The organism is Pseudomonas sp. PVC-3-1, from assembly GCF_057444315.1.
The window spans coordinates 3,180,787-3,207,492 of the sequence record NZ_CM172023.1; the positions used below are offsets into that span (position 1 = coordinate 3,180,787).

The 26,706-nt window shown below is 66.0% G+C and carries 27 protein-coding genes; 14 read left to right on the top strand and 13 right to left on the bottom strand.

Annotated elements, in window-relative coordinates; genetic code table 11:
* The first annotated feature begins 107 nt into the window (after window positions 1-107).
* A complete protein-coding gene (locus tag AC2T4A_RS14960; protein WP_416748635.1) occupies window positions 108-728 on the top strand; it encodes a TetR/AcrR family transcriptional regulator in 621 nt (206 codons plus the stop codon).
* A gap of 160 nt (window positions 729-888) precedes the next feature.
* On the opposite strand, the gene AC2T4A_RS14965 is transcribed toward AC2T4A_RS14960, so the two are convergent.
* The 5 genes from AC2T4A_RS14965 to eat all read right to left on the bottom strand — a co-directional run bounded on the left by AC2T4A_RS14965 (window position 889) and on the right by eat (window position 5,554).
* Window positions 889-1,653: a CPBP family intramembrane glutamic endopeptidase gene (locus tag AC2T4A_RS14965; protein ID WP_416748633.1), complete on the bottom strand. Its 765-nt coding sequence runs from the start codon at window positions 1,651-1,653 to the stop codon at window positions 889-891.
* 101 nt (window positions 1,654-1,754) lie between these two features.
* Window positions 1,755-1,925 carry a DUF2897 family protein gene (locus tag AC2T4A_RS14970; protein ID WP_081518671.1) on the bottom strand — a complete coding sequence of 57 codons (171 nt, stop codon included), beginning with the start codon at window positions 1,923-1,925 and terminating at the stop codon, window positions 1,755-1,757.
* A 47-nt stretch (window positions 1,926-1,972) separates the two neighbouring features.
* Window positions 1,973-2,749: an ethanolamine ammonia-lyase subunit EutC gene (gene eutC / locus AC2T4A_RS14975; RefSeq protein WP_486743621.1), complete on the bottom strand. Its 777-nt coding sequence runs from the start codon at window positions 2,747-2,749 to the stop codon at window positions 1,973-1,975.
* 12 nt (window positions 2,750-2,761) lie between these two features.
* Window positions 2,762-4,135: an ethanolamine ammonia-lyase subunit EutB gene (locus tag AC2T4A_RS14980; RefSeq protein ID WP_486743622.1), complete on the bottom strand. Its 1,374-nt coding sequence runs from the start codon at window positions 4,133-4,135 to the stop codon at window positions 2,762-2,764.
* A 54-nt stretch (window positions 4,136-4,189) separates the two neighbouring features.
* Complete coding sequence (gene eat / locus AC2T4A_RS14985; protein WP_416748625.1) at window positions 4,190-5,554, bottom strand: ethanolamine permease; 1,365 nt, start codon at window positions 5,552-5,554, stop codon at window positions 4,190-4,192.
* 301 nt (window positions 5,555-5,855) lie between these two features.
* On the opposite strand from eat, the gene AC2T4A_RS14990 reads away from it, so the two are divergent.
* The 3 genes from AC2T4A_RS14990 to pyrF all read left to right on the top strand — a co-directional run bounded on the left by AC2T4A_RS14990 (window position 5,856) and on the right by pyrF (window position 8,882).
* Complete coding sequence (locus AC2T4A_RS14990; protein WP_486743623.1) at window positions 5,856-7,157, top strand: sensor histidine kinase; 1,302 nt, start codon at window positions 5,856-5,858, stop codon at window positions 7,155-7,157.
* Between the two features lie 2 nt (window positions 7,158-7,159).
* A complete protein-coding gene (locus AC2T4A_RS14995; protein ID WP_486743624.1) occupies window positions 7,160-8,083 on the top strand; it encodes a response regulator in 924 nt (307 codons plus the stop codon).
* Window positions 8,084-8,183: 100 nt separating this feature from the next.
* Window positions 8,184-8,882 (top strand): orotidine-5'-phosphate decarboxylase, encoded by a 699-nt coding sequence (gene pyrF / locus AC2T4A_RS15000; protein WP_486743625.1) that lies wholly within the window; start codon window positions 8,184-8,186, stop codon window positions 8,880-8,882.
* Window positions 8,883-9,031: 149 nt separating this feature from the next.
* On the opposite strand, the gene AC2T4A_RS15005 is transcribed toward pyrF, so the two are convergent.
* Window positions 9,032-9,481: a multidrug/biocide efflux PACE transporter gene (locus AC2T4A_RS15005; protein ID WP_416748617.1), complete on the bottom strand. Its 450-nt coding sequence runs from the start codon at window positions 9,479-9,481 to the stop codon at window positions 9,032-9,034.
* A 121-nt stretch (window positions 9,482-9,602) separates the two neighbouring features.
* Here AC2T4A_RS15005 and AC2T4A_RS15010 point away from each other — a divergent pair, with 121 nt between their 5' ends.
* The 6 genes from AC2T4A_RS15010 to AC2T4A_RS15035 all read left to right on the top strand — a co-directional run bounded on the left by AC2T4A_RS15010 (window position 9,603) and on the right by AC2T4A_RS15035 (window position 16,207).
* Window positions 9,603-10,463 (top strand): LysR family transcriptional regulator, encoded by an 861-nt coding sequence (locus tag AC2T4A_RS15010; RefSeq protein ID WP_416748615.1) that lies wholly within the window; start codon window positions 9,603-9,605, stop codon window positions 10,461-10,463.
* Window positions 10,464-10,575: 112 nt separating this feature from the next.
* Entirely contained in the window at window positions 10,576-11,493 is a 918-nt protein-coding gene (locus AC2T4A_RS15015) for an AAA family ATPase (RefSeq protein ID WP_416748613.1), read from the top strand.
* Between the two features lie 10 nt (window positions 11,494-11,503).
* Window positions 11,504-12,457, top strand: coding sequence for a DUF58 domain-containing protein (locus AC2T4A_RS15020; protein ID WP_416748611.1), 954 nt, complete (start codon window positions 11,504-11,506; stop codon window positions 12,455-12,457).
* Window positions 12,454-14,469: a transglutaminase TgpA family protein gene (locus tag AC2T4A_RS15025; protein WP_486743626.1), complete on the top strand. Its 2,016-nt coding sequence runs from the start codon at window positions 12,454-12,456 to the stop codon at window positions 14,467-14,469. Before AC2T4A_RS15020 ends, AC2T4A_RS15025 begins: the two co-directional genes overlap by 4 nt.
* A gap of 69 nt (window positions 14,470-14,538) precedes the next feature.
* Window positions 14,539-15,309 carry a CHAD domain-containing protein gene (locus AC2T4A_RS15030; protein WP_416748607.1) on the top strand — a complete coding sequence of 257 codons (771 nt, stop codon included), beginning with the start codon at window positions 14,539-14,541 and terminating at the stop codon, window positions 15,307-15,309.
* Between the two features lie 97 nt (window positions 15,310-15,406).
* Window positions 15,407-16,207 carry an acyl-CoA thioesterase gene (locus tag AC2T4A_RS15035; RefSeq protein WP_416748605.1) on the top strand — a complete coding sequence of 267 codons (801 nt, stop codon included), beginning with the start codon at window positions 15,407-15,409 and terminating at the stop codon, window positions 16,205-16,207.
* An 11-nt stretch (window positions 16,208-16,218) separates the two neighbouring features.
* Here the strand turns inward: AC2T4A_RS15035 and AC2T4A_RS15040 are convergent, their stop codons facing one another.
* The 5 genes from AC2T4A_RS15040 to AC2T4A_RS15060 form a co-directional block, all read right to left on the bottom strand.
* A complete protein-coding gene (locus AC2T4A_RS15040) occupies window positions 16,219-17,796 on the bottom strand; it encodes a GGDEF domain-containing protein (protein ID WP_486743684.1) in 1,578 nt (525 codons plus the stop codon).
* Entirely contained in the window at window positions 17,796-18,200 is a 405-nt protein-coding gene (locus tag AC2T4A_RS15045) for a putative pterin-binding protein (RefSeq protein WP_478379586.1), read from the bottom strand. The genes AC2T4A_RS15040 and AC2T4A_RS15045 overlap by 1 nt, the downstream gene beginning before the upstream one ends.
* A gap of 187 nt (window positions 18,201-18,387) precedes the next feature.
* A complete protein-coding gene (locus tag AC2T4A_RS15050; RefSeq protein ID WP_486743627.1) occupies window positions 18,388-18,747 on the bottom strand; it encodes an Mpo1-like protein in 360 nt (119 codons plus the stop codon).
* A 115-nt stretch (window positions 18,748-18,862) separates the two neighbouring features.
* Window positions 18,863-20,341 carry a methyl-accepting chemotaxis protein gene (locus AC2T4A_RS15055; protein WP_486743628.1) on the bottom strand — a complete coding sequence of 493 codons (1,479 nt, stop codon included), beginning with the start codon at window positions 20,339-20,341 and terminating at the stop codon, window positions 18,863-18,865.
* 136 nt (window positions 20,342-20,477) lie between these two features.
* Window positions 20,478-21,278, bottom strand: a complete 801-nt coding sequence (locus tag AC2T4A_RS15060) for a TatD family hydrolase (protein WP_416748597.1) — start codon at window positions 21,276-21,278, stop codon at window positions 20,478-20,480.
* A gap of 225 nt (window positions 21,279-21,503) precedes the next feature.
* Here AC2T4A_RS15060 and AC2T4A_RS15065 point away from each other — a divergent pair, with 225 nt between their 5' ends.
* Window positions 21,504-22,928, top strand: a complete 1,425-nt coding sequence (locus AC2T4A_RS15065) for an MltF family protein (RefSeq protein WP_486743629.1) — start codon at window positions 21,504-21,506, stop codon at window positions 22,926-22,928.
* A 142-nt stretch (window positions 22,929-23,070) separates the two neighbouring features.
* Entirely contained in the window at window positions 23,071-23,505 is a 435-nt protein-coding gene (locus AC2T4A_RS15070; RefSeq protein WP_017517576.1) for a DoxX family protein, read from the top strand.
* Window positions 23,506-23,586: 81 nt separating this feature from the next.
* Here the strand turns inward: AC2T4A_RS15070 and AC2T4A_RS15075 are convergent, their stop codons facing one another.
* Window positions 23,587-24,615, bottom strand: a complete 1,029-nt coding sequence (locus tag AC2T4A_RS15075; RefSeq protein WP_478379589.1) for a YeiH family protein — start codon at window positions 24,613-24,615, stop codon at window positions 23,587-23,589.
* Between the two features lie 93 nt (window positions 24,616-24,708).
* Here AC2T4A_RS15075 and AC2T4A_RS15080 point away from each other — a divergent pair, with 93 nt between their 5' ends.
* Window positions 24,709-25,611 (top strand): LysR family transcriptional regulator, encoded by a 903-nt coding sequence (locus tag AC2T4A_RS15080; RefSeq protein WP_478379590.1) that lies wholly within the window; start codon window positions 24,709-24,711, stop codon window positions 25,609-25,611.
* Here the strand turns inward: AC2T4A_RS15080 and thpR are convergent.
* On the bottom strand, window positions 25,594-26,115 hold the full coding sequence (thpR, locus tag AC2T4A_RS15085; protein WP_478379591.1) for an RNA 2',3'-cyclic phosphodiesterase: 522 nt from the start codon (window positions 26,113-26,115) through the stop codon (window positions 25,594-25,596). The two genes, AC2T4A_RS15080 and thpR, sit on opposite strands and share 18 nt — an antisense overlap.
* 181 nt (window positions 26,116-26,296) lie before the next feature.
* On the opposite strand from thpR, the gene AC2T4A_RS15090 reads away from it, so the two are divergent.
* Entirely contained in the window at window positions 26,297-26,617 is a 321-nt protein-coding gene (locus tag AC2T4A_RS15090) for a hypothetical protein (RefSeq protein ID WP_045211477.1), read from the top strand.
* The last annotated feature ends 89 nt before the right edge of the window (window positions 26,618-26,706 follow it).

Here is a 26,706-nt window from a genome sequence, read left to right on the forward strand (position 1 = left end):
TGGTGCTCGCGGGCTTACATTTCGTCAGACAACACAAGCACTTGCAGGGCGTTTCGATGAATCGCCCTGAGCAGATCGGCCGATGCGGCCAATGGGGAGAGAACAGCGTGGATGACCGCAAAGCCCGCGAAGTAATGCTGGAGCTGGTCGGGACCGGGCAGATCACCGACCCGGAGAGCGCTCGTGGCAAGCTGCTGCATACCGCCGCGCACCTGTTCCGCAGCAAGGGTTACGAGCGCACCACGGTGCGCGACCTGGCCGGCGCGGTGGGCATCCAGTCCGGCAGTATCTTCCATCACTTCAAGAGCAAGGATGAGATTCTGCGCTCGGTGATGGAGGAAACCATCCTCTACAACACCGCCCTGATGCGCGCCGCCCTGGCCGATGCGACGACTCTGCGCGAACGCTTGCTGGCGCTGATCCGCTGCGAATTGCAGTCGATCACCGGCGGCACCGGCGAAGCGATGGCGGTACTGGTCTATGAATGGCGCTCGCTGTCGGAAGAAGGCCAGGCGTACATCCTCAGCCTGCGCGACATCTACGAGCAGATGTGGCTGGAAGTGCTGGAAGAGGCGCGTTTGGCCGGCTACAGCCAGGGCGATCCGTTCATCCTGCGGCGCTTCCTCACCGGGGCGCTGTCCTGGTCGATCACCTGGTTCCGCCCCGAGGGCAGCCTGACGCTGGACGAATTGGCTGAGCAGGCATTGCTGCTGGTTATTCGCGATTGAGGCTCTTGTAGGAGCGAGCTTGCTCGCGAATGGCCCCGCAGCGGAGTCGGTTCGCGAGCAAGCTCGCTCCTACAAGGTCAAAAGCAGATCGTGCAGGCTCAGCACGTAGGGCGAATAACGCGCCAGCGTGATCCGCCCAACAGGGATATGTCCGTGTCGTTCAGATAATCCGCAACGGATAACTGAATAGCAGCAAGTGCAGGCAGTTCACCGCCGCGTGCAGCAATACGGGGACCGCAAGGCGGCCGCTGAAGTGGAAGGCCAGGCCGTAGCCCAGGCCCGCCACGCCGGCCACCACGGCGAACAGCGGGTTGATCGGCCAGTGCACCATGCCGAACAGCACGCTGGCGACCGCCACTCCGCCGAATGCGCCGAAGCGACGCACCAGCTCACTCTGCAGGAGGCCGCGGAAGAACGCCTCCTCGGTCAAGGAGATCACGCAGACGTTGACCAGCATCCACAGCCAGAAACCGGGTGGCCATTTCGGGTTCCACACCACCAGGCCGCCGGCGACGGCCACCAGGGGCACGGCGAACAGCGTGGTGACGATGACGATGGCGGCGAAGTCCGGCGAGCGCTTTTCCTCCGGCACCGGCTCACGCCGCAGCCACCAGGCGAGCAGCGTCGCTCCGACCAGGGCCTTGTCCCAGGACAGGTGCAGGGCGTAGACGGGAGCGTCGGGGCTGAGCTGGCGCACTGGCCAGAGCGTCCATGACGTGGTGCCCGGCAGCAGGTGCGCGGCCAGGGCGATACTGAGCACGAGGCACACCAGCCACCAGAGCAGCCGGGGCATGCGTTGCTCGCCGTAGAGGGTCCAGGCGACGTAAGCGGCGCCGATCAGCAACCCCACTGGCTGGACGAATCCCAGCCCGAAACCGCAGAGCAACAACACGGCTGGCAGCAGCGGCAGGAGTTTCCTGAGCATTCTTTCCTCCATCCAGGGAGGCGCAGTCTAGGCAATTTCGACTGCCGCTGGCCATCGCTGTGGCCAGTTTTTGACTGAAACGTCAGTCAGTTAGGTGAGTATCACCGTTTATCGTCGGCTTCCTTGGCATCCATCTCGGCGTTTCGCTCATGGATGCGCTTGAGCTGCTCCTCGGTGAGCGGGAGTTTCTTCGCGGTATCGCGCAGCATCATCAGCGCGCCGACGATTGAGCCCAGGGCTAGGGCAATGATCAACCAGGCATACCAGGGCATGGTCCCGTCTCCGACAGTGGCAGTGAAACATCACGATACGCTGTGATTCAGACCTTGTCAGGCGAGCGCCGGTTCAGACTGATCGCTTCGGGCAGGTCACTGTCGTCCTTGAGCCTGACACCGCTGACTCGCAGGCGCAGCGACTGCTGCAGCAGGTGAGCGAGCTTGTGCGCTGCCAGCGTGTAGGGCAAACCCTGCGGGCGGACGTTGGAGATGCAGTTGCGCTCGCTGTCCATGCGGCCCACGCGCGGCTGCCAGGTGAGGTAGAGGCCAAGGCTGTCGGGCGAGCTGAGGCCGGGGCGCTCTCCGATCAGTACCAGCACGAGCTTCGCCCCCAGCGCTGCACCGATGCCGTCGCCGATGGCCACGCGGCCCTGTTCGGCGAGCACCACGGGGATGTTCTGCCAATCGGCGGCGAAGCATTCTCGCAGCGCATTGAGCAGCGGCAGCGCGTGTTGCTGGACGGCGAAGGAGGATAGGCCGTCGGCGATCACGATCGCCAGTTCCGCCGCTGCGTTCTCGCCCTTGAGCCGCCATTGGCTGTCGGGATGCAGTGCGCGGCCGAGGTCAGGGCGCAGCAGGTAGGTCTGGCGGTCCGGCGCTTCGCTGCGCGCGCGCAGGACACGGAAGTCCTCGTGGGCCAGCGATTGCTGCAGTGCCTCGAAGTCCAGCGGATGGTGTACCGCATCGCGGGCCTGGGCGTGCGCCAGGCCGAACTTCAGCACCTCGCGCGTCGGCAGGCTGGAGCCGACGCGGCCCAGCGCGATGCGTGCGGAAGTGTGCGCACGCAGTTCGTCCCACGGGTCGTTCTGGATCAGGTCCATGCCGGCAGTTCCTCAGAAGGCCCGTAGCAGATCGTGGCCACGGCCGATTGGGCGCAACTGGCCCGAGGCTTCGGTGATCGCCATCTTCGCCAGCCAGGCGTCGAATTCCGGCGCGCGCTTCAGCCCCAGGGTGCTGCGCAGGTAGAGGGCGTCGTGGAAGGAGGTGCTCTGGTAGTTGAGCATGATGTCATCGGCGCCGGGGATGCCCATGATGAAAGTGATGCCCGCCGCGCCCAGCAGGGTCAGCAGGTTGTCCATGTCGTCCTGGTCGGCCTCGGCGTGGTTGGTGTAGCAGACATCGCAACCCATGGGTACACCGAGCAGCTTGGCGCAGAAGTGATCCTCCAGCCCGGCGCGGATGATCTGCTTGCCGTCGTAAAGATATTCCGGACCGATGAAGCCGACCACGGTGTTGGTCAGCAGCGGGCGGAACTCTCGGGCCACGGCATAGGCGCGGGCCTCGCAGGTCTGCTGGTCGACGCCATGGTGGCCGCCGGCAGATAGTGCGCTGCCCTGGCCGGTCTCGAAGTACATGACGTTGTCGCCCAGCGTGCCGCGCTTGAGTGATAGCGCCGCCGCGTGTGCCTCGCGCAGCAGGGAGAGGTCGATGCCGAAGCTCTCGTTGGTTTTCTGCGTGCCGGCGATGGACTGGAACACCAGGTCGATCGGCGCGCCGGCCTCGATGGCCTGTATCTGCGAGGTGACGTGGGTGAGCACGCAGCTCTGCATGGGGATATCGAAGCGCTGGCGCAGCTCGTCCATCATCCGCCACAGCTGCATCAGCGTGGCTTGCGAATCGCTCGCCGGGTTGATGCCCACCACCGCATCGCCCGAACCATAGAGCAGGCCGTCGAGCATGCTGGCGGCGATGCCGCGTACGTCGTCGGTGGGATGGTTGGGTTGCAGGCGCACCGATAGGTGGCCGGGCAAGCCGATGGTGTTGCGAAAGCGCGTGACCACGCGGCACTTCTTCGCTGTCAGGATCAGGTCCTGGTTACGCATCAGCTTGCTCACCGCGGCAGCCATTTCCGGCGTGATGCCCTTGGCAGCGGCAGCGAGCGTCCTGCTGTCGGTACTGTCCAGCAGCAGCCAGTCGCGGAAGTCGCCGACGGTGAGATGGCTGATCGGCGCGAAGGCAGCGGCGTCGTGGCTGTCGATGATCAGCCGGGTGACTTCGTCTGCTTCGTACGGAATCAGCGCCTCGTCGAGGAAGCGCCTGAGCGGCACATCGGCGAGGGCGATCTTCGCCGCCATGCGTTCTTCGTAGCTGCCAGCGGCAAGACCCGCCAGCGAATCGCCGGAGCGTGCCGGGCTGGCCTTGGCGAGCAGCGTCTTCAGGTCGGCAAAGCGGTAGGTGAGGCTACCGACGGTGGTCTGGTAGGTCATGCGAACGTCCCGGTTATCCCGCGCCCCGCTGCAAGGGCAGGGCGCGGATGGCGATCAGGCTCCCGTCAGCATAGCGTCCGCCGGGGCGCTGGCGCGATGGGCGGCGGTGAGTTGGAAGTAGATGAAGCCCGCCGCCATGAAGGCCAGGAAGATGCCGGCAATCTGCAGGTTGAACCAGACCATCGCCGCCAGGCACAGCACCGCCAGCGCAAGGGCGATGCCCGGCACGATGGGGAAGCCCGGCGCGCGGAAGCTGCGTTCAAGATCCGGCTCGCTGCGGCGCAGCTTGAACAGGCTGAGCATGCTCATGATGTACATGACGATGGCGCCGAATACGCTCATGGTGATCATTGCGGCAGTCAGGCTCATGCCCTGCAGGGCGATCAGGCCGTCGCTGTAGATCGCCGCGATGCCCACCAGGCCGCCGGCGATGATCGCCCGGTGCGGCGTCTGGAAGCGCGACAGCTTGGCCAGGCCACGCGGCAGGTAACCCGCACGGGCCAGGGCGAAGAACTGCCGCGAGTAGCCCAGGATGATGCCGTGGAAGCTCGCCACCAGGCCGAACAGGCCGATCCATACCAGCATGTGCAGCCAGCCGGAGTTCTCGCCGACCACCATTTTCATCGCCTGTGGCAGCGGGTCGTTGATCCCCGACAGCGCCTTCCAGTCACCCGCGCCGCCGGCGAACAGCATAACGCCGAGGGCCAGCACTACGAGGGTGAGGATGCCGCTGACGTAGGCCTTGGGAATGGTGCGTTTCGGGTCCTTGGCTTCCTCGGCGGCCATGGCCGCGCCCTCGATGGCGAGGAAGAACCAGATGGCGAAAGGAATTGCCGCGAAGATGCCACTGATCGCCGCGCCGCCGAAGCTGTCGGAGCCGGCCCAGCCATTGAGCACGAAGTTGCTGAAGCTGAAGCCCGGCGCCACCACGCCCATGAACACCAGCAACTCGCCCACCGCAAGGATGGTGACGATCAGCTCGAAGGTGGCGGCGATACTCACGCCGAGGATGTTCAGGGTCATGAAGATCAGGTACGCGCCGACTGCCGCGTGCTTGGGATCGAGCGAGGGGAACTGCACGTTGAGGTAGGCACCGATGGCCATGGCGATGGCCGGCGGGGCGAAGACGAACTCGATCAGCGTGGCGAGGCCCGCCACCAGCCCGCCTTTCTCGCCGAAGGCGCGGCGGCTGTAAGCGAAAGGACCGCCGGCGTGGGGAATGGCAGTGGTCAGCTCGGTGAAGCTGAAGATGAAGCAGGTGTACATGGTCGCCACCAGCAGCGTGGTGACCAGGAAACCGAGGGTGCCGGCCACGCCCCAGCCATAGCTCCAGCCGAAGTATTCACCGGAAATCACCAGGCCCACGGCGATGCCCCACAGGTGCAGGGTGCCGAGGGTGGGTTTGAGTTGCGTGCTCATGCGAGGTCTCCAGGACAGAGGATGAAAGACACGACCCGTGCATTCGTGCAGTGGCCGTGCCATTCCCCTCACGTCGGTCGCAAAGTGCCTGATCGCGTCGTTTCGTGAACATTCGCCACCTGTTCGCCTGCTTCGAAGCGGTGCGATGGTGTTTCGCGCGTCCTGTTCGGGTGCGCCGCCGCGACGCTTGTTGCAGTGCGATGACCGCGCCGTGAAGCTTCCCGGCCACGCGACGGCTGTCACAGGATGGCAATCTGCCGCTGCTCTACTGGCGCCCATCCCAGTGACCGGAGTTCCGCCGATGACCACCCGCGCCCTGCACGAGCTGTTGCGCCAGGTTGCGCCCTTGGCCCCGGAATTGAGCATCAGCGACGTGGCTGAACGCTTCCTCGACGCCGAGCATCGTTCCTTCCTTTCGCTGCCGGTGGTGGATGGAGCCGGAATGCCGCTTGGGCTGGTCAGCCGCAACGGTCTGCAGGACATTTTCATGCAGCGCTTCGGCCGCGACCTCTGGGGGCGCCGTCCGGCGAGCGACGTGATGAATGCGCAGCCGTTGAAAGTGCGCGGCGACCTGAGCCTCGAAGAAGCCTCGCAACAGGTCACCGCCCAGCTGAGTTACCCGATCACCGAGGACTTCGTTCTGGTGGACGAGCAGGGACGCTACCTCGGCCTGGGCACGGTGCTCGACCTGCTCAAGGCCATGGAGCAGCGTGTCGCCCAGCGCAATCAGGTGCTCAACAAGACCCTGCAGGACTTGCGCGAATCCCAGGCACAACTGGTGCAGTCGGAGAAAATGGCGTCCCTCGGGCAGATGGTCGCCGGGGTTGCCCATGAGCTGAACACTCCGCTGGGCTATGTGAAGAACAATGTCGCCCTGCTGCGCGAACTGCTGATTCCGCTGCTGGGCCTGACCGAAGCGCAGACCCTGCTCAACGAGTGCCTGGACGATCCGGCCTGCGCTCCCGAGCAACTGGCCCGCGCCCGCGCCGCTTTCGAGCAGGCCCGCGACGAGGCCGCGCTGGAGCAGTTGGTGGGCGATCTCGACCAACTGTTCGGCGACACCGATTTCGGCCTGGCGCAGATCGGCGAGCTGGTCGGTGGATTGAAGGATTTCGCCCGCCTGGACCGAGCCCGCAGCGAAGAGGTCGATCTCAACGACTGCGTGCGCAGCGCGCTGCTGATCGCCCGCAACAGCATCAAGGAAAAGGCCGAGGTCGCCACCCTGCTGGGTGCGCTGCCCAAGGTCGCCTGCGCCGCCAGCCAGATCAACCAGGTGCTGCTCAACCTGCTGACCAACGCCGCCCAGGCCATGGAGAAGTTCGGCCTGATCCAGCTGAAATCCTGGGCGGACGAAACCCATGTGCACCTCTCGGTACAGGACAACGGCAAGGGCATGAGCGAGGAGGTGCGCGCGCGCATCTTCGACCCCTTCTTCACCACCAAGCCGGTGGGGCAGGGCACGGGCCTGGGCCTGTCGATCAGCTACAAGATCGTCCAGGACCACGGCGGTCGCATCCGCGTGGCGTCCGAGCCCGGACGCGGCACGCGATTCCTCATCAGCCTGCCGATCCAGCAGGCCAGCGAACTGAAACGGAGCGCCTGAACATGAGCCAGCAGTCTGTCCGCATCCTCTTCGTCGACGACGAGGAACGCATCCTGCGCAGCCTCGCGATGCAGTTCCGCCGTCACTACGACGTGCTGGTGGAGACCGATCCGCACAAGGCCCTGCAGCGCCTGCGCGAAGAGCGCATCGACATCCTCGTCAGCGACCAGCGCATGCCGCAGATGAGCGGCGCCGAGCTGCTGGCGCAGGCGCAGGAAATTGCCCCGGACACCCTGCGTATCCTGCTGACCGGCTATTCGGACCTCGACGCCGCGGTGGATGCGCTCAACAGCGGCGGCATCTTCCGCTACCTGACCAAGCCCTGGGATCCGCAGGAAATGGCCTTCACCCTGCGTCAGGCGGCCGAGATCGCCCAGCGCCAGGCTCCGGCCGAGCCCATCGATACCAAGGCGATCAGCCGCGTCGTTGCGCCGCTCAACGTGCTGCTGCTGGACGAGGACCCCGAGACGCTGGCCTGCGTCGGCGAGTTCTGCAGCGCCGGCACCCACCAGCTACACCGCGCGCGCAACCTGGCCGAGGCCATCGTGCGGCTGAACAGCGAGCCCATCGATATCCTCGTCAGCGACCTGAAGCTCGCCGGCGAGGACACCGCGCCGCTGCTCAAATCCCTGGCCCAGGCTCATCCGCGCCTGCTCAGCATCGTCGTCACGCCGTTCCGCGACACCCAGGACCTGCTGGCGCTGATCAACCAGGCGCAGATCTTCCGCTACCTGCCCAAGCCGATCCGCCGCGGGCTGTTCGAGAAGGGCCTGAAGGCCGCCGCCGAACAGGCGCTGCTCTGGCGCGCACAGCCGGAGCAGAAAGTCGCGCGCATCGCCGAGGTGCCGCGCGAGGATCGTGAGCGGGAAAAAGTGGGCAGCCTGCTGGGCATGCTCGGCCGCCTGCGCGAGCGGCTGAGTGCCTGATCGCCGTCGGCGACGCAGCATTCCTGCCGGGCGGGCTACGGAAGTCGGCGCGTTTCTGCGACAATGCGCGCCGATTTTTTCGATACCCGCGAGAGAGCCCATGTCCGCCTGCCAGACCCCGATCATCGTCGCCCTGGATTTCCCCACCCGCGAAGCCGCGCTGGCGCTGGCTGACCAGCTCGATCCGAAGCTGTGCCGGGTGAAGGTGGGCAAGGAACTGTTCACCAGCTGCGCCGCCGGTATCGTCGAGACGCTGAACAGCCGCGGCTTCGAAGTCTTCCTCGACCTGAAATTCCACGACATCCCCAACACCACCGCGATGGCCGTGCGCGCTGCCGCCGAGATGGGTGTGTGGATGGTCAATGTGCACTGCTCCGGCGGCCTGCGCATGATGAGTGCCTGCCGCGACACCCTGGACGCCTTCAATGGCCCGTCGCCGCTGCTGATCGGCGTGACCGTGCTGACCAGCATGGAGCGCGAGGACCTGGCCGGCATCGGCCTGGACGTCGAGCCGCAGGAGCAGGTGCTGCGCCTGGCGGCGTTGGCGCAGAAGGCCGGCATGGACGGTCTGGTCTGTTCCGCCCAGGAGGCGCCGGCGCTGAAAGCCGCGCACCCTGCCCTGCAACTGGTGACCCCCGGCATCCGTCCGGCCGGCAGTGCCCAGGACGACCAGCGGCGCATCCTCACTCCGCGCCAGGCGCTGGACAACGGCTCGGACTACCTGGTGATCGGTCGCCCGATCAGCCAGGCCGCCGACCCGGCCAAGGCCCTGGCCGAGATTGCTGCCAGCCTGGCCTGAGCCTTTCTCCAGGCATGAAAAAAGCCCGCAGCGATGCGGGCTTTTTGCTTTTTGTAGGACCGAGGGGGACGTCCAGTCCTTGCTCGCGAACCGTCCGGCTCATTCGCTGCCGGGAAATTCGTTCGCGAGCAAGCTCGCTCCTACAGGTTTCAGCCGTGGGCTTGAGCGGTTGAAGTCGTCCGGCCGATCCAGCGCTCGCGCACAACGTCATAGACCCAGTTGAACACCAGCGCGTAGGGCAGGAAGAACAGCACCAGGCCGATGTCGAGGATGAAGGCTTCCAGCAGGCTCACCGACAGCCACCAGGCGGCCAGCGGCACCAGCAGGATGATCAGGCCCAGTTCGAACAGCGAGGCGTGCAGCACGCGCACCGACAGGGTGCGGGAAAAGCCCATGCGGTTCTGTGCGCGGTCGAAGGCGGCGTTGAACAGCATGTTCCACACGGTGGCGATGGCCGAGAACATCAGGGTCATGGCGCCCATGTGGCCCAGGGGTTTGTCCATCAGCCAGGCCAGGGTCGGTGCGCAGATGACGACCGCCAGCAGTTCGAAAAGTCCGGCGTGGAACATCCGTTCTTTCAAGGTTTTAGTCGGGCTCATGGTGCTTCTCCAGATATAACGGTGGTAGGCCGACTCCGTCGGTCCGCTGCCATTATCATCGGTCGACCGGCTGGATCTAAGTTGGATACCATCGGGATAACCGATGGAAGAGGTGCCGCCCGTGCAATATTCCCCCGAATCCCTGCAGGCCTTCGCCGAGGCTGCCTGCCTGGGTTCCTTCAGCGCCGCCGCGCGCAAACTCGGCAAGAGCCAGTCCACCGTCAGCGAGGCCATCGCGCGGCTGGAGATCGATCTGGGGTTGACCTTGTTCGACCGCAGCAGCCGCCAACCGCAATTGACCGAGGCCGGCCATGCGCTACTCGGGCGGGTCGAGGAAGTGCTGATGGCCAACGACCGGCTAGGCCAACTGGCGCATCAGCTGGTCGGAGGATTGGAGTCGCGCGTCACCCTGGCGATGTCGGATACCTATCAGTCCGCCGAATTCGAGGCGCGGCTGGCAGAAATCGATGCGCGCTACCCGGACCTGGAGTTCGAGTGGCTGATCGCCGAGGACAGCGATGTGCTCGACCTGGTCGTCCAGGGACGCGCCAGCCTGGGGCTGCTTGCGGCACAGCGGGATTACCCGCCGGACATCAGTTCGGCGACCTTGAGCGAACAGGCCGAGTTCGGCCTGTTCGTCAGCCGCGATCATCCGCTGGCGGGCCGTGCTCAGGTAGAGCGCGAAGATCTGCTGGCCTACAGGGCGCTGCGCCTGAACACCTATCTGGACGACGCCGCGCCGATGCCGGGTGGCCGCTGCTGGAGTGCACCGAACTACCTGCTGCTGCTGGACATGGCGGTATTGGGCTTCGGCTGGATCGAATTGCCCAGCTGGATGGTAGGACGCTTCGCCAGTGGGCGTATGCAGGAACTGAAGGTCGCGGGCTGGCCGCGTCGGGTGGCGGTGGACGTGATCTGGTCGCGACAGCGCCCGCTGGGGCCGGCGTCGAGCTGGCTGATGGAGCGCCTGTTGGGGCGCTAGGCGCTCTGGATCACAGCTCTACATCACAGATTGCGGACTAAATGTGTCGAGGTCTTTGATGCTCTGTCCGGGACCAGTAGGATCGGAGTTTTCCGGGGAAGAGAGGGACAGGATGCACGCCAAGCTGGAGAATTGTCTGAAGGCAGTTGATCAGGTACTGCTCGGCAAGGAAGTGCAGGTGAGGTTGGCGCTGACCTGCCTTCTGGCTCGGGGGCACCTGCTCATCGAAGACCTGCCCGGCATGGGCAAGACCACCTTGAGCCACGCCCTGGCGCGGGTGCTGGGCCTGAGCTTCCAGCGCATCCAGTTCACCTCCGACCTGCTGCCCGGCGACGTGCTGGGCACCTCGGTGTTCGACAAGGACACCGGCCAGTTCGTCTTCCACCCCGGGCCGATCTTCTCCGAGCTGGTGCTGGCCGACGAAATCAACCGCGCCACGCCCAAGAGCCAGAGCGCGCTGCTCGAAGCCATGGAGGAGGGACAGGTGACCATCGAGGGCGCGACTCGCCCGCTGCCGGACCCTTTCTTCGTCATCGCCACGCAGAACCCGGTGACCCAGGGCGGCACCTTTGCGCTGCCCGAATCCCAGCTCGACCGTTTCCTCATGCGCCTGTCGCTGGGCTATCCCGGCCGCGCGGCGGAGAAGGCGCTGCTGCTGGGCGAGGCGCGCCGCGACCTGCTGCCGCGTCTGGAGCCGATGCTCGACCCACAGGAATTGCAGGCGCTGCAGGGCGAGGTGCTGGAGGTGCGCGCCAGTGACGCCCTGGTGGATTACGTGCTGCGCCTGGTGGAGGCTACGCGCACCCAGCCGGCCTTTGCCCTTGGCCTGTCGCCGCGCGGCAGCCTGGCGCTGCTGGCGGCGGCCCGCGCCTGGGCTTTGCTGGCCGGGCGCGATTATGTAATCCCCGAGGATGTGCAGGCCGTGCTGCCCTCGGTGGCCGGCCACCGCCTGCGCGACCAGGCCGACCCGGCCGGGCATGGCGGTGGTGCGCTGGTGCAGTGGCTGTTGCGCGAAGTTCCGGCTCTCTGAGGGGCACGCCATGCTCGTCAGGGTCAGACCGCTGTGGCAGAGCTGGATAGCCCGTCGCATACCGCCGTCGCCGTCGTTGCAGCTCAACCAGCGGCGCATCTTCATCATTCCCACCCGGCAGGGGATGGCGTTCGGTGTCGCCCTGCTGTTGATGCTGCTCACCGCCATCAACTACCAGAACAGCCTCGCCTACGGCCTGACCTTCCTGCTGCTGTCGCTGTTCATCGTTGCCATCCTGCACACCTACCGTAACCTCGGTGGTCTGCGGCTGAGCTCTCTCGGCGCACAGCCGGTGTTCGTCGGAGAGCAGGCCGCGTTCCGTGTACGCCTGGAAGCCGAAGGGCGCGCGCGGCAGGCCATCGGCCTGGGGTGGGAAGCCCAGCGCATGCAGTTCTCCGATGTCGCGGTAGAGCATGCCCAAGAGGTGCTGCTCAGCCTGCCGGCGGAGCGCCGTGGCTGGTTGCGCCCTGGCCGCCTGCGAGTGGAAAGCCGCTTCCCGCTGGGCTTGCTGGTGGCCTGGAGCTGGGTCGACCTCGATCAGTCGGTGCTGGTCTACCCGCATCCACAGCCCGGCGACCTGCCGCTGGAAGGCGGCCCGGCGGAGAACGACGAGGAGGGCGTACGCCCCAGTGGTCGCGGTGTCGACGATTACCAGGGGCTGCGGCCCTACCAGCCGGGCGACTCGCGCCGGCGCTTGCACTGGAAGGCCTATTCCCGTGGCCAGGGATTGCTGGTGAAGGATTTCTCTGCCCTGGCCGGGCGCAATGTCTGGCTGGAATTCGACAGCCTCGGCGGTGACACGGAGGGGCGCCTGTCACGCCTGTGCTTCTGGGTCCTGCAATTGTCGCTGCGCCAGCAACCCTTCGGTTTGCGCCTGCCGGATGCGCAGCTGGCGGTTGGCCTGGATGACGCGCATCGCGATGCCTGCCTGCGCGCCCTGGCACTGCACGGGATGAAACGATGAGCAGCGCGACCGCCACATCCGCCCAGCCGATCCCCCGGGTGGCGCTGACCTGGCTACTGGTGGCCCAGGCCGTGGTGATCATTCCGCACCTGCAGCATTTGCCGCTGTGGATCGTCGCGGTCTGGCTGGGGTGCGCGGCGTGGCGCATCCAGGTGTTCCGCATGCGCGCCAACTACCCCAGCGGCGTCGCCAAGCTGGCGCTGGTGGCGGCGGCCGGTTTGGGGGTGTGGTTTTCCCGCGGTTCGCTGATCGGCCTGGATGCCGGCGTGGTGCTGCTGATTTCGGCCTTCGTGATCAAGCTGGTGGAACTCAAGACCCGTCGCGACGCCTGGGTGCTGATCCTCCTGGGCTTCTTCGCGGTGACCACCAGTTACCTTTTCCAGGACGACATCATCGCCGCTGCTTTCAGCCTGCTGCCGGTGCTGGCCCTGCTGGCGGCGGCCATCGGCCTGCAGCAGAGCAGTTTCGCCGCGCGCCCGATGCCTACCCTGCGCCTGGCGGGCGGCCTGCTGCTACAGGCCTTGCCGCTGATGCTGCTGCTGTTCCTGCTGTTTCCGCGCATGGGGCCGCTGTGGTCCTTGCCCATGCCGGGCGACAAGTCCATGACCGGGCTGAGCGACAGCATGGCACCGGGTGACATGGTGGAGCTGAGCCAGTCCCCGGCGCTGGCCTTCCGTGTGAGTTTCGACGGCAGCCCGCCACCGCGATCGCAGCTGTACTGGCGCGCCTTGACGCTGGAGCGTTTTGACGGCGTGCGCTGGAGCACCGCGTTCCAGCGTGGCGATCGCCCACCGCAATGGCGGCAGCAGGGGCAGCCTCTGCAGTACCAGGTGATCATGGAACCCAATGGCCGCCCCTGGCTGTTTGCCCTGGATGTGGCACAGGCCAGCCTGGACGATGCGCGAATGATGAGCGACTTCCACCTAGAACGGCGCCTGCCGGTGCGCCAGGGGCTGCTCTATCGCGCCACATCCTGGCCGCAGGCGCTGCTCGAACCGGACGATGCCGCCCGCGCGCAACGGATCAACCTTGCCTTGCCGCAAGGCAGCAATCCCCAGGCCCGCGCCTGGGCGCAGCAGCTGCGCGAGCGCTACCCGCAGCCGGCCGAACTGGTACAGGCGATGCTCCGGCACTTCCGCGAGCAGCCGTTCCGCTACACGCTGCGGCCGCCGGATGCCGGCCCGGAACGTATCGACGGCTTCCTGTTCGGCACTCGCGCCGGCTTTTGCGAGCACTATGCCGGCGCCATGACCTTCGTCTTGCGCGCGGCTGGCATTCCGGCGCGCGTGGTCACCGGTTACCAGGGCGGCGAGGCCAGTTCCTCGGGCAATTACCTGACGATCCGCCAGTTCGATGCCCACGCCTGGGTGGAGTACTGGCAGCCTGGCCGGGGCTGGACGCGGGTCGACCCGACGGGAGCGGTATCGCCCGAGCGGATCGAGCAGGGCCTGGAGGCGGCCATGAGCCAGGAAGGCAGCTTCCTCGAGGCCGATCCGTTTTCGCCCCTGCGCTACCGGAACTTCGCGCTCCTCAATGAGCTGCGCATGGCCTGGGACAACGTCAACTACGGCTGGCAGCGCTGGGTGCTGGGCTACCAGGCCGAGCAGCAGGGCGACATGCTGAAAAACTGGTTCGGCGGGCTCGACCGGCAATGGATAGGCGCGCTGCTGGTGGGTGGCGGCGGGCTGCTGCTCGGCGTGCTGGCGCTGGTGCTGTTCAAGCCCTGGCGGCGCTCTGCCGATCTCCAGTTGCGCAGTTTCCAGCGCTTCGAAAGGATGCTCGCTCCACTGGGCGTACGCCGCGAACCGGGGGAGGGTGCGCGGGACTTCTGCCATCGTGCCATCAAGGTCCTGCCGGCTCATGCACAGGCGATCCGCGCTTACCTCGAGGCGTTCGAAGCGCAGCGCTATGGCGGCGTAGCCACTGCGCCGGGCGAGCTGCGCGCGCACCTGGCGCGCTTGCGCCGCGAGCTGCCCTGGCGCTTGCGCACTGCGGGCAGAAACGCAACGTGACATGGTGTCCCTTGCCGCTGCGTCGGTGGGGGCTAACCTGATATCTCACCCTCTGGCGTGGAGCCTGCCGTGACCTCCTTCTCCGATTACCTGGTAAGCCATCTGATCGAGCAGGAGGTCGCGTTGTTCTCCGCGTCTTCCCGCCTGAAGGCCGAATCCGATCCCGAGGCGCTGCATGACCTGCGCATCGCTGTACGCCGGCTGCGCAGCCTGCTGCACCCGGTGCGGGGCATGCCCGGCATCGATGAACTGGAGCAGGCATTGGGTGACATGGGCCGGCTCAGTGGCCCGCTGCGTGATCTTGAAGTGCTGCTGCCGGTGCTGGAGGCCGAAGGCTACGAACGTGCAGTCGCACTGCGTCGGCCGGCGCTGATGTCCGGCTACGCCACGCTGCTCGCCAGCCCGCAGTGGGAACGCCTGATGATGCGCCTGGATGGCTGGCCGCAGCTGTGGCGCACCGCCGAACGCCACGGCGTGCTCAAGGGACTGCATGGCAAGGTGGAGAAGCGCCTGGCCAGGGAGTGGCAGAAGCTGCGCGACGCGCTGAAAGACCCGGCCCACGACCGCCATCGCCTGCGCCTGCTGATCAAGCGGGTGCGCTATTCGCTGGAGGCCTATCCGAAAGAGTCGGCCGTTCCCCAGCGCCTGCTGGTGCCATTGAAGGATGCGCAATCGGCCCTCGGTGACTGGCATGACTACGAGCAGTGGCTGATTCGCAGTGAGCGCGAACTGGACCTGATGCCGCTGCAACCCCACTGGAACGCCCGCCACGACCTTGCCGAGCGCCTCGCCGACGAGAGCCTGGACGCCCTGCAGAAGGCATTGCATAGAGGCCATTGATGGCAGGGCATTTCCTGCAGGGGACAAGGCTTTGGATGGTTTGCCGGTGCGGCGCGATGCCCTAGGATCGCCGGCAGTCCCTTATGGAAGTATCGACATGTCCTTCAGCGAAATGCTCCGGGCGGTGCGTGCCGCGCCGCTGTCCATCGTCATCCCCGCCACCTGGGCACAGGGCCGCGCAAGCTTCGGCGGCCTTGTGGCGGCCCTGGCCTACGAGGCGATGGCGGCGGTTGCCGAGGCCGGTCGGCCGGCGCGCTCCCTGGCGATCACCTTCGTCGGGCCCATCGAAGTGGAAGTGCCGGTGAGCTTCGAGGCCGAAGTGCTGCGTGAGGGCAAGTCGGTCAGCCAGGTGTTCTGTCGCGCTGTGCAGAACGGGCAGGTGGTGCTGCTGGCGCAGGGCAGCTTCGGCGTATCGCGCGAATCCACCGTGCAGATGGACGGCCTGCCGCCGCCGGCCTTCAAGGCCGTGGAGGACTGCCAGGAGCTGCCCTACATCCGCAAGCTGATGCCGGCCTTCACCCAGAACATCGCCATGCGCTGGGCAGTCGGGCACATGCCGTTCTCGGCCAGCCGCGAGCGTGCAATGGGCGGCTGGATGCGCTTTCGCGGCGATGACGTAGGCGATGAGCCGATGGAGATCAGCCACCTGCTGGCGCTGATCGACGCCTGGCCGCCGGCCAACCTGCCGCACCTGAAGTCACCGGCGCCTTCCAGCTCGCTGACCTGGACGGTGGAGTTCGTCCAGCCGTTGCCGGCGATGCCGGCCAATGGCTGGTGCCAGTACCTGGCGACCATCGAACATGCCCGCGATGGCTATGGCCATATTGCAGCGCAGACCTGGTCGGCCGATGGCCAGCTCCTGGCGATCGGCCGGCAGACAGTCACCATCTTCGGCTAACGGCGTTTCAACTAGATACCGGGCGCGGTTTCCGTACGATTGCGCCCGCCGGCCTTGGCCCGGTAAAGCGCGCGGTCGGCACGGGCGAGCAGGTCTTCCAGACGCAGTTCGCCTTCGCGGCGTGCGGCCACGCCGATGCTCAGGGTCAGGCGCACGCGGCTGCCGTCCTCACTGGTGAAGGACAGCGCCTGCACGCTGTTGCGCACCCGCTCGGCGACCAGCAGCGCCTGCTGCAGGTCGGTTTCCGGAAGGATCGCGGCGAACTCCTCGCCACCCAGACGGCCGAGCAGGTCCACTTCGCGCAACCCCTGTGTCAGTTCCTTCGCCACGGCTTGCAGCACGGCATCGCCGAAAGCATGGCCGTGGGTGTCGTTGATCGGCTTGAAGAAATCGATGTCCAGCATCAGCGCTGCGCACTGGCGCTCGTAGCGCTGCGCGCTCTTGAGCAGGGCGACGCCGCGTTTGACGAAGGCATGGCGGTTCTGCAGACCGGTCAGCGGATCGGTAGTGGCCAGCAGGCGCAGTTCCTGCTCCATGGCTTTGCGCTGGTTGATGTCGAAACTCCACACCAGCGAGGCGGGGTGACCGTCCACTTCCATCTTGCGCGCCCAGACGATCGCCCAGTAGGCGGGGTTGCCCGCCAGGCGGGTTTCCCAGCTGTCCAACTGGCCGCGTTCGGCCAGGGACTGGCGGAAGCGCGCTTCCTCGTCGGGGTCGTCAAATAGCCGGTGCAGGGTGAAGGGCTCGTCCGGATGGATGCCGGTACGTTGCAGCAGGCGCGGGCTGACGTAGTGCGCGCGGGAATCCTCATCGCTGAGCAGCGCCACGTCGCTGGGGCTGGTATCGAGGATGTAGCGCAGCAGTGCCTTGCGCTCGCTCAACTCCTGGGTACGCTGCTCGACGCGTTGTTCCAGGGATTGGTTGAGATCATGCAGTCGCTGCGTGAGCAGCAGCTTGCGCCGCGAGTTGGCGATGACCCGCAGAGCCAGCAGCACGCTGCACAGGCCGAGGCCGAAAAGCACCCAGGCCAGCAGGTTGAAGGCACGCTGCAGGTCCAGGCGCTCGGCATCCATGTAATTGGTCAGGGCGATATTGGTGACGACCACCAGTTCGTGCGTCGGTTCGAGCAGGGGCGGTAGTTCACGCAGCATCTCGCCGGCCAGGAGCCTTGCGGCTTGCGGCTGACCCCACGGGGCGCGCTTGAGCCAGGCGTCGCTCAGGCGCTGGATTCGCTCCAGGGTCGCCTGCACTTCCGGGCGTGGCACGACCAGGTAGCTGTAGACAGGCGTATTGCGCAGCGGCGGCAGGAGGCTGGCGAGCACTTCGACGCGGGTCGCCAGGGCATCGCTGTCGCTCTTTCCGGCGAGCACCTTTTGCGCGGTGCTCAGTGAGCGCTCCAGCTCGGCGCGCAGCTGGTAGGCCTGCCACAGCTCGCTGTGGGCGTCGGGATGGGCCAGTTGGCGGACATGCTGGTGCACCATCAGCAGCGCCGCGCCGGCGCCGGCAGTCAGCGCCGCGATCAGGCTGCTGAGGATGATGATGGTCAGGCGGCGATGGCGCCGCCTGGGAGCTTGCGGGGGCACGGCGATCACTCCAGGGTAATGCGGCTTACCTGCCAGACGGTGCGGTTGAAATAGACCTGGGTCCGCAACTCCGGGTGATCGAGCATCGGGTAGATGACGAACAGCGGGCCGCGCTCGGCGATGCCGATGGCTTGGCCGTCGCGGCGGTAGGCGAGAATCGGGTCGAAGGCGTCGAGGTCACTCAACGGAATCAGGGCGGAATAGTCGTTCAGCGCCTCGACCCGCAGGCGCTGGGCGGCGCCGCGGTCGAAGCCGGCGAGCAGGGTACTCAGGCGTACGCCCTGCCAGCCGTAGACCTGGGATTCGTCGGGGAGCATGGAGCGCCGCTCGGTCTGCGGCAGTGCTTCCAGGTCGCGCAGGGTGTATTGGCGCTGGAGCTGCGGCTGGTCTTTCACCGCCAGGATCAGCACGGTGCGCTCGGCCGCCGGTTCCGGGGCTGAGTGAGCAAGCGTGACAATAAACAGGCAGACAAAAATGCCAATAAAATGACGAAAAGCCGACATCTCAACAGCTCGTGACGAAATCTCGACGATTATATCGGCGAACCTGCCCGGTACTTGAATGGCCGAAATGCCACGCCTTTCTGTTAGGGCCGGCTCAGCGCCGGCGACTACGCCAGGCGCGCCACCAGGCGCCGCTCAGCACGAAGCGCGGGAAAGTGATGAATTGCTCGGTCAGGAGGCGGCCCACGGCGTCCTTGCGGTCGCTGAAGGGTTCGGGCGCCTCTTCTTCCAGCTTGTGCCCTCGGCCCTGGATGGCCAGCGAGGCGATCATGCCGATCACGCCCAGCAGAATCGTTGTCAGGCTCAGGCCGAACAGCCCGCTGAGCAGCGTCAGGGCGCCAAGGATGAACAGCGGCACGGCGATGATGTGCAGCGCCAGGTTGGTCGGGTTGCGGTGATTGGCGGCGTAGCCCTGCCACTGCCAGGCGACGAGGTTGGGGTGACGTTTGCCCATGGCGAAGCTCCTGAGACTGAAAGGCCCGCCTGAGCGCAGGCGGGCGGAATGTCAGCAGTCTAGGTGCTGCCGCGAAACCCGTGCCAATGGGCACAGGCTATGCGGGCGATAGGGATTACAGGCGCAGTTGGCGGATGGCGCGGCTCAGCTCACCGGCGAGGTCCGCCAGCTGGTGGCTGGTGCCGGCGGAGTCCACGGTCTGCTGCACGGTGTGCTCGGTGACGTCACGGATACCGACCACCGAGCGGGTCATTTCCTCGGCCACCTGGCTCTGTTGCTCGGCGGCCACGGCGATCTGTGTATTGCTCTCGCGCATCAGCGCCACGGCCGAGGCGATCGCCGCCAGGGCCTCGCCGGCTTCGCGGGCTTCCTCGACGCAGCCGTCGGCCTTGATCGAGCTTTCCTGCATGAACTCCACGGCGTCGCGGGTGCCGGACTGCAGTGCGTTGATCATCTGGGTGATCTCGTCGGTGGAGTCCTGCACGCGCTTGGCGAGGTTGCGTACTTCATCGGCGACCACCGCGAAACCGCGGCCCATCTCGCCGGCGCGGGCGGCCTCGATGGCGGCGTTGAGGGCGAGCAGGTTGGTCTGTTCGGCGATGCCGTGGATCACGCTGACCACGCTACTGATCTTGTGGCTGTCCTGGGCCAGTTGCTGGATCATCTCGGCGGTCTGCTGCACGCCCTGGGACAAGCCGGCGATGGACTGGCCGACGCGGCCGACGACCTGTTGCCCGTTGCCGGCGAGACGGTCGGCTTCCTGCGACTGGTCGCGGGTGTCGGCGGCGTGTTGGGCGATGTGGTGGACGGTGGTGGACATCTCGTTGATGGCGGTGGCGGCCTGGTCGGTCTCGCTCTGCTGGCCGAGCATGCCCTGGCGCACCTGGCCCATGCTGTTGGCGAGGCTGCGCGCGCCTTCGTCGAGGCGCCCGGCAGCCTGGGCGACGGTGCCGACCACGCGCTGGTAGCCGGCCTGCATGGCGTTGAAGGCGGTAGCCATCTGGCCGACCTCGTCGCGGCTCTCCAGCGGCACGCGGGCGGCCAGGTCGCCGCTCTTCTCCACATGAAGCATCACGTCGCGCAGGGTCAGCAGGTGGGTGAGGATGAACCGGATCAGCAACTGCGAGGCGGCCAGCAGGGCCAGCATCAGCACCAGTACGGCGCCGGCGAAGGGCACTGCGCGCTCCTCGAAGACGCTCCAGAAGTCCGCGCCGGGGGCGAGGACAGCGACGCGCTGGCCGCTGCCGATGTCCTGTACATAGGCGCCGGCCAGTGCACCGGCGCGGGTCTGCACGCCCTGCAGATCAACCCAGCCGTTGGCGCGGGCGAGGGCGGAGCCGTCGACACCGGCGATTTGCGGCGAACTGCCGCTGGCGAAGCTGACAAGGTTCGGCGAGTTCGGCAGCGCCAAACCTGCCGGCCAGTTCTTGAGCAGCTGGGCCTGGGCTTCGGCAGCCTGGCGTGCCTGCTGGTTGCGCCCGTCGAGCTCCTGGTGCATGGCGAACAGCACCAGCAGCAAGGTGGTGACGAAGGCGACCGCGTTGACGGCCCAGAACTTGTACTTGAGGGAAATATCGCGGATCCAGGCGGCCATATATCTCTTCTTGTCGGTCGAATAGTGGCGAGGCGCCATTATTGTCGTGAAAAGGATGAAGGTGGCAATTGATGGGAATCAAGCCACCTTCTGCTCCCGACTTATCGGCCGACGAAGGGCTATCTTGAGAGCCGGTTCAAATTTCCGGCAGGCCAAAGAAGCGTCGCGCGCAGTCGCTGGTGTGGGCGGCGACACGCTCTGCGCTCTCGCCTCGGTGCTGGGCCACGCAGGCCAGCACTTCGGGCAGGTAGGCCGGTTGGTTGCGGCCGTTCTTGGGTTTCGGACGCAGGGTTCGCGGCAATAGATAAGGAGCGTCGCTTTCCAGCATCAGCCGGCCTTCGGGAATTTCCCGCACCAGTTCCTGCAGGTGGGTGCCTCGGCGTTCGTCGCAGATCCAGCCGGTGATGCCGATGTGCAGGTCGAGGTCGAGGTACGAATAAAGCGTACGGCGCTCGCCGGTAAAGCAATGCACAACGGCGGCCGGCAGCTTGTCGCGGAAGTCCTTGAGGATCGCCAGCAGGCGTTCGCCGGCATCGCGCTCGTGGATGAACACCGGCAATTGCAGCTCCACGGCGAGGCTCAGCTGTTCCTCGAAAGCCTTCTCCTGCTGCGGACGCGGCGAAAAGTCGCGGTTGAAGTCCAGCCCGCATTCGCCCACGGCCTTGACCCGGTCCTCGGCCAGCAGGCCGCGCAGTGCTTTCGCGGTGCCGCTGTCCCAGTGGCTGGCTTCGTGCGGATGGACGCCCGCGGTGCAGTAAAGACGCTGTTCTTCGTCCAGTTGCCGGCACAGTCCCAGGGCCTGTTCGCTGTCATCCAGGCTGGTACCGGTCAGCACCATCTGCACGACGCCGGCCTCGATCGCGCGAGCGAGGACAGCTTCACGTTCCGGGGCGAAGCTCGGATGGGTGAGGTTGACGCCAATGTCGATCAGTTGCATCGTTCATCCCTTGGTTCGGGCGAGCAGCATAGCAGAACCTCTGTTTTTCAATAAAAACCCTTTTAAAACAGATAGTTGAAGCCACTTCTGAAAGTGCTTCCGGAATTTCGGGTTGGCATTCGGCCCGTGCTGTGAGAGTCTCGCGCGCCCTCGGCGGCTGGGAACTTGCGGCCAAAACCGCGCTCTGATCGGGCCGGTGCCGTGTGCAACCCCCTGGAGAGCTGGATGACGCGACTGTTGCTGCTACTGCTGTGCCTTGTGGCTTTGACGCCACTGCCGGCGGCCGCGCGCCTGACGGCCCAGCCGGAAAACTGGGAACAGGAAAGCAGCGGTGCCCGTGACCTGGCCACCATCCGCTCCGGTGGCACCCTCCGGGTCCTGGTCAACCAGAGCCGCAACAGTTCTGGCGAAATCAAGGGCGAGCCCATCGGCGTAGAGTACCGCCGCCTGCGAGCCTTCGAGCAGTACCTCAACGACAGCGCCCCGGGGCGCAAGCCGCTCACCGTCAAATTCATTCCCAAGGCCAAGGATCAATTGCTCGGCGCGTTGCAGCGCGGTGAAGGCGATCTGGTTGCGCCTGGGGAAGTCCTGCTGGCCCGCGATGGCCAGAATCTCAGCCCCAGCCTGCCGTGGAAGGCCGAGGTGCCACTGGTGCTGGTGACCAAGCAGGGCAACCGCAAGTTCGTCCGCCTGGAGCAACTTGCCGGCCGCACCATCACCCTGCCGGCCGGCAGCGCCGCTGGCGAGGCCGTGCGCAAGGTCAACGAGCGTCTGGCGCAGAAGCGACTGGCGCCGCTGGTGCTGGAGTGGACCGATTCCTCGCTCGCCGTGGAAGACGTGCTGGAGATGGTCCAGGCCGGCATCTTCAACTACACCGTGGTCGAGCAGCCCATCGCCGAGCGTTGGAGCAAGGTCTTCACCAAGTTGCGCGTCGACCGGCATCTGGTGCTGGACAACAGTGAGCCGATGGCCTGGTACGTGCGCCGCGACGCACCGATGCTGCGCGCCAGCGTCAACCGCTTCCTCAAGGACTACCGCGCGCCGGCGGACCAGGACGCGGCTTTCCAGCGTCTGTACCGCCGCGCCTATCAGGTGCGCAACCCGCTTCAGGTGCCTGACCGCAAGCGCCTGGAAGCCGTGCGCCCGACCTTGCAGCGCTATGCCGAGCAGAGCAAGGTGGACTGGCTCGCCCTGGCTGCGGTGGGCTTCAAGGAATCCAATCTCGATGCCAGTGCGCGCGGCGCTGGTGGCGCCACCGGGCTGATGCAGATCACCCCGGCGGCGGCCCGCGCCGTCGGCGTGGATACCGTGCACCAGAAGGAGAACAACGTGCAGGCCGCCAGCCGTTACATGGCGATGCTGCGCAAGCGCTTCTTCTCCAGCCCGCGCATCAATGAACGGGACCGCATGGCCTTCGTTCTTGCTGCCTACAATGCCGGTCCCGAGCGGGTGCAAAGCCTGCGTGCGGAGGCCAAGCGCCAGGGCCTGAACCCCAACCAGTGGTTCTTCCAGGTCGAGCGCGTGGCGGCCGAGCAACTGGGCATGGGCGTGGTGAACTACGTCAGCAGCGTCAACAAGTACTATCTTGCATATCAGCGGGAACGTGATGGCCTCGAGCCACGTGAAAGCGTGGCGGCAATCAAGAAGTAATCGGTTTATTCGATAGTTATTAGTGCGATTTTGCGCTTTTGATATCGTAAAAACTGGTTATATTGGTCGCCAAGCAACCACGGTTGTCACCAACTTCCTACGCCACCCTTCGCTCCCACTAGAGCTTCCATAAGGACGCACCATGAACTCGCTGATCAAATCCATCCTGACCACCAACGCTGGCGCCGGCATCGCTGTACTGCGTATCACCACCGGCCTGACCTTCATGGCTCACGGCTCGCAGAAGCTCTTCGGCGCCTTCGGCGGCCCGGGCCTGCAAGGCATGGCGGGCTGGCTGGAATCCCTCGGCGTGACCCCTGGCTACCTGATGGCTGCTCTGGCCGGTAGCGCCGAATTCTTCGGCGGCCTGGCCCTGGTCCTCGGCCTGCTGGTGCGCTTGGCGAGCATCCCGCTGATCGTCGCCATGCTGGTCGCGGTGTTCAGCGTTCACCTGGCTAACGGCTTCTTCATCACCGCCAATGGCTTCGAATACGCCTTCACCCTGATCATGATCAGCGTCGCACTGCTGATCAGCGGCGCCGGCCCGTTCTCCCTGGACCGCAAGCTGTCCAGCTGATCGCCAGTGAAGTAATAGAACGCCTGTAACGAAAAAGGGCGGACACCCAAGGTGTCCGCCCTTTTTGTTTTCTCTCCGAAATCAGTGGAACAGGTACTGCACGCCGCCATTGATCAGGCCGCCGCCCACCAGCAGGAAGACGAACAGCCCGGCGCCCAGCAGCAGCGGTTTGGGGCCTTCCTTGCGCAGGTCGCCAAGGCGGGTGGCCAGCCCCAGGGCGGCCATGGCCATGCCGAGCATCACGTCGTCCAGTTGCTGCAACGGGGCCAGCCAGCTTTCCGGAACCCAGCCCAGCGAGCGCAGGCCGGTCACCAGCAGGAAGAACACGGCGAAACCGGGGATGTGCAGCTTGCGACGGGTACCCGGCTCGGCAGCTTCGGCGCAGCCAACACGACCGAGGATCAGCAGCGCCGGAGCCAGTAGCAGGACGCGCAGCATCTTGCTGATCAGCGCGGCATCGGCGGCGGCCGGGTCCATGGCGCGGCCGGCGGCGACCACCTGGGCGACTTCGTGGATGGTCGAGCCGGTGAATATGCCGAAGGCTTGCTCGCTGCCGAACAGGTTGGGCAGCGCAGCGTAGATCAACGGATGCAGCAGCATCGCCAGGGTGCCGAACAGTACAACGGTGGCCACCGCGACGGCGGTATGCTCGGCGCGCGCCTTGAGCACCGGGCTGCTCGCCATCACTGCCGCGGCGCCGCAGATGGCGCTGCCGGCGCCGATCAGCAGGGCGCTTTCGCGCGGCAGCTTGAGCCAGCGTTCGCCGATCCACCAGGCGACAGTCAGGGTACTGGCGACCATCAGCACGTCGATGATCAGCGCGGCCGGGCCGAGGGCGGCGATGTCCTGGAAGGTCAGGCGCAGGCCATAGAGCACCACGCCCAGGCGCAGCAGCTGCTGGCGCGACAGGTCGATGCCGGGGCGGATGCTGCCGAAGCGGGCCAGGCCGAGGTTGCCGGCCAGCAGGCCGATGAGGATCGCCAGGGTCAGGCTGCCGAGCCCCAGGTGCTGCAGCGCAGGGATTTCCATGAGCTGGCGGGAGCCGAAGGCGATGCCCAGGCAGAGCAGGGCGCCGGGGACGTAGTAGGGCAGGCGGCGAAGGGCGTTCATTACGGGCTCCTTTTGTAAGGTGAAGCCATGGTGCCGCCACTCCACTTAGTGTAAAAACGGATTGTTCTTATTAGGTTGACCGGTTTTATCGATATGGGGCCGCGCATCACCCTTCGCCAATTGGCGACCTTCACCGCCATCGCCGAACTGGGCAACGTGACCCAGGCCGCATCACGCATAGCGCTGTCGCAGTCCGCTGCCAGCCAGGCGTTGCAGGAGCTGGAGCGTACGCTCGGCACGCGCCTGTTCGACCGCAGTGGCAAGCGCCTGGCGCTCAACGACAACGGCCGTGCCTTCTACCCCAAGGCCAGCGCATTGCTGGCGCAGAGCGCAGAGCTGGAGAGCCTGTTCGAGTCGGCGCCGGTGCAGTTGAGCCTGGGTGCCAGCCGCAGCATCGGCGGCTACCTGCTGCCGCAGGTGATGTCCGGCTTTCTCCACACATTGCCTGAAAGCCGCCTGGAGCTGCAGGTCGCCAACAGTGGCGGGGTGATCGAGGCATTGGCCGAATTCAGGCTGGATGTGGCCTTCATCGAGGCACCGATCCAGCATCCGCAGATCCAGCTCACACCCTGGATGGACGATGAACTGTTGCTGGTAGTGGCGCCGGATCATCCCCTGGCGCTGGCTGAGCGCATCAGCCTGCAGGACCTGGCGGCGGCGCGCTGGGTGCTGCGCGAGGCAGGTTCGGGTACCCGAGTGACATTCGAGCAGCAGGTGTTGCCGCGCCTGGGCAGCGTTAACGCGCCGCTGGAGGTGAGCAACGCCGAAGCGATCAAGCAACTCGTCGGCAGCGGATTCGGCATCGGCTGCCTGTCGCAGCGCGTAGTGCAGGCAGAGCTGGTGCGCGGCGAGCTGGTGCGCCTGGACAACCCGCTAGGGCCGTTGCGGCGCACGTTCTTCCGTGCGCTGCATATCGACAAGTACCCCACCGCCGGCCTGCGTCGTTTCCTCGATTACGCCGAGGAATGGGCGGTGCGTTCAGCAGCAGCGCTCTAGCGGCCACTCGCCGATGGCGCGATAACGCACGCCGGTGGGGCTGTTTTCCGAGCTGAACAGCGTCACGGCCTGCGCTGGCAAGCGGAATGACGCCGTGGCCGCCGGCGTGTGGTGCGCGTGGCGTGCGAGGGTGATGTGAGGGTGGAAGGGGCGGTGTTCGACCTCGAATCCTCCTGCCTTCAATTCCTCGCGCAGCGCATGGACCAGCTCGTGCAGCGCGGTCGGCACTTCGCTGGGCGCGAGGTGAAGGATGCCGTTGGACCAGCGCGCAATGTGGTCCAGTTCCAGGTTGAAACCCTGGCGCGGCAAGCGTTCGCCGATGGCTCGGAGTTCCGCCTTGCGGCCGCGGGGCACTGAGCCGAGGAAGGCGAGTGTCAGGTGCAGGTTGGCCTGGGCAACGGGCTGGCCGTCGAGGTGCATGCCGTCGCGCCAGGCGCAGATCCGCACCGCCAGTTCCGGCGGGCAGGGCAGGGCGAAGAACAGCCGCAGGGGTGGGGTGGTCATCGACTGAAGTCTCCTTGACAGCTTTGCCGGGGCTTCTCTAGGATGCCGCACAGCGCCGATTTAAGTAGCAACTTGCGGGGCGCGGATGCAGCGATGGCTGACATCGAAATACCGCTAAAGCGCTGGTTCGGTGTGCCTCTCGCCGCGTCCAGCAGGACCCCTGAGGCGGAGACGTGACACCATGACCTGTCCCAACCCGCATGTGCGCCTGGCCCCGATCACCACCGGCCTGGTTCGCCGCAACCCGAAGATTCTCCTGGGCGGTAATCACCAGCCCACTCTCGTCCGTTACCTCGATGGCTGGCCCAAGCGCTGGAACGGCTCGCGTACCTTCCTGATCCAGTTCGCCGAAACCTTTGCCGATCTCGCGCGTTTCCCTTCTGACAGCTTCGATTTTGCCGTGGTCCAGTCGCCAGTGGCCGAGCAGTTGGAGTCGGCCATCCACGAGCTGACCCGTGTTGCTCGGCAAGGCCTGATTACCCGGCGTCCGCAGCCGCTTTGACGTTGTAGGAGCGAGCTTGCTCGCGAACGGATTCACCGACAGCTCCGGAGTTGGGCGGGTTCGCGAGCAAGCTCGCTCCTACACCGATA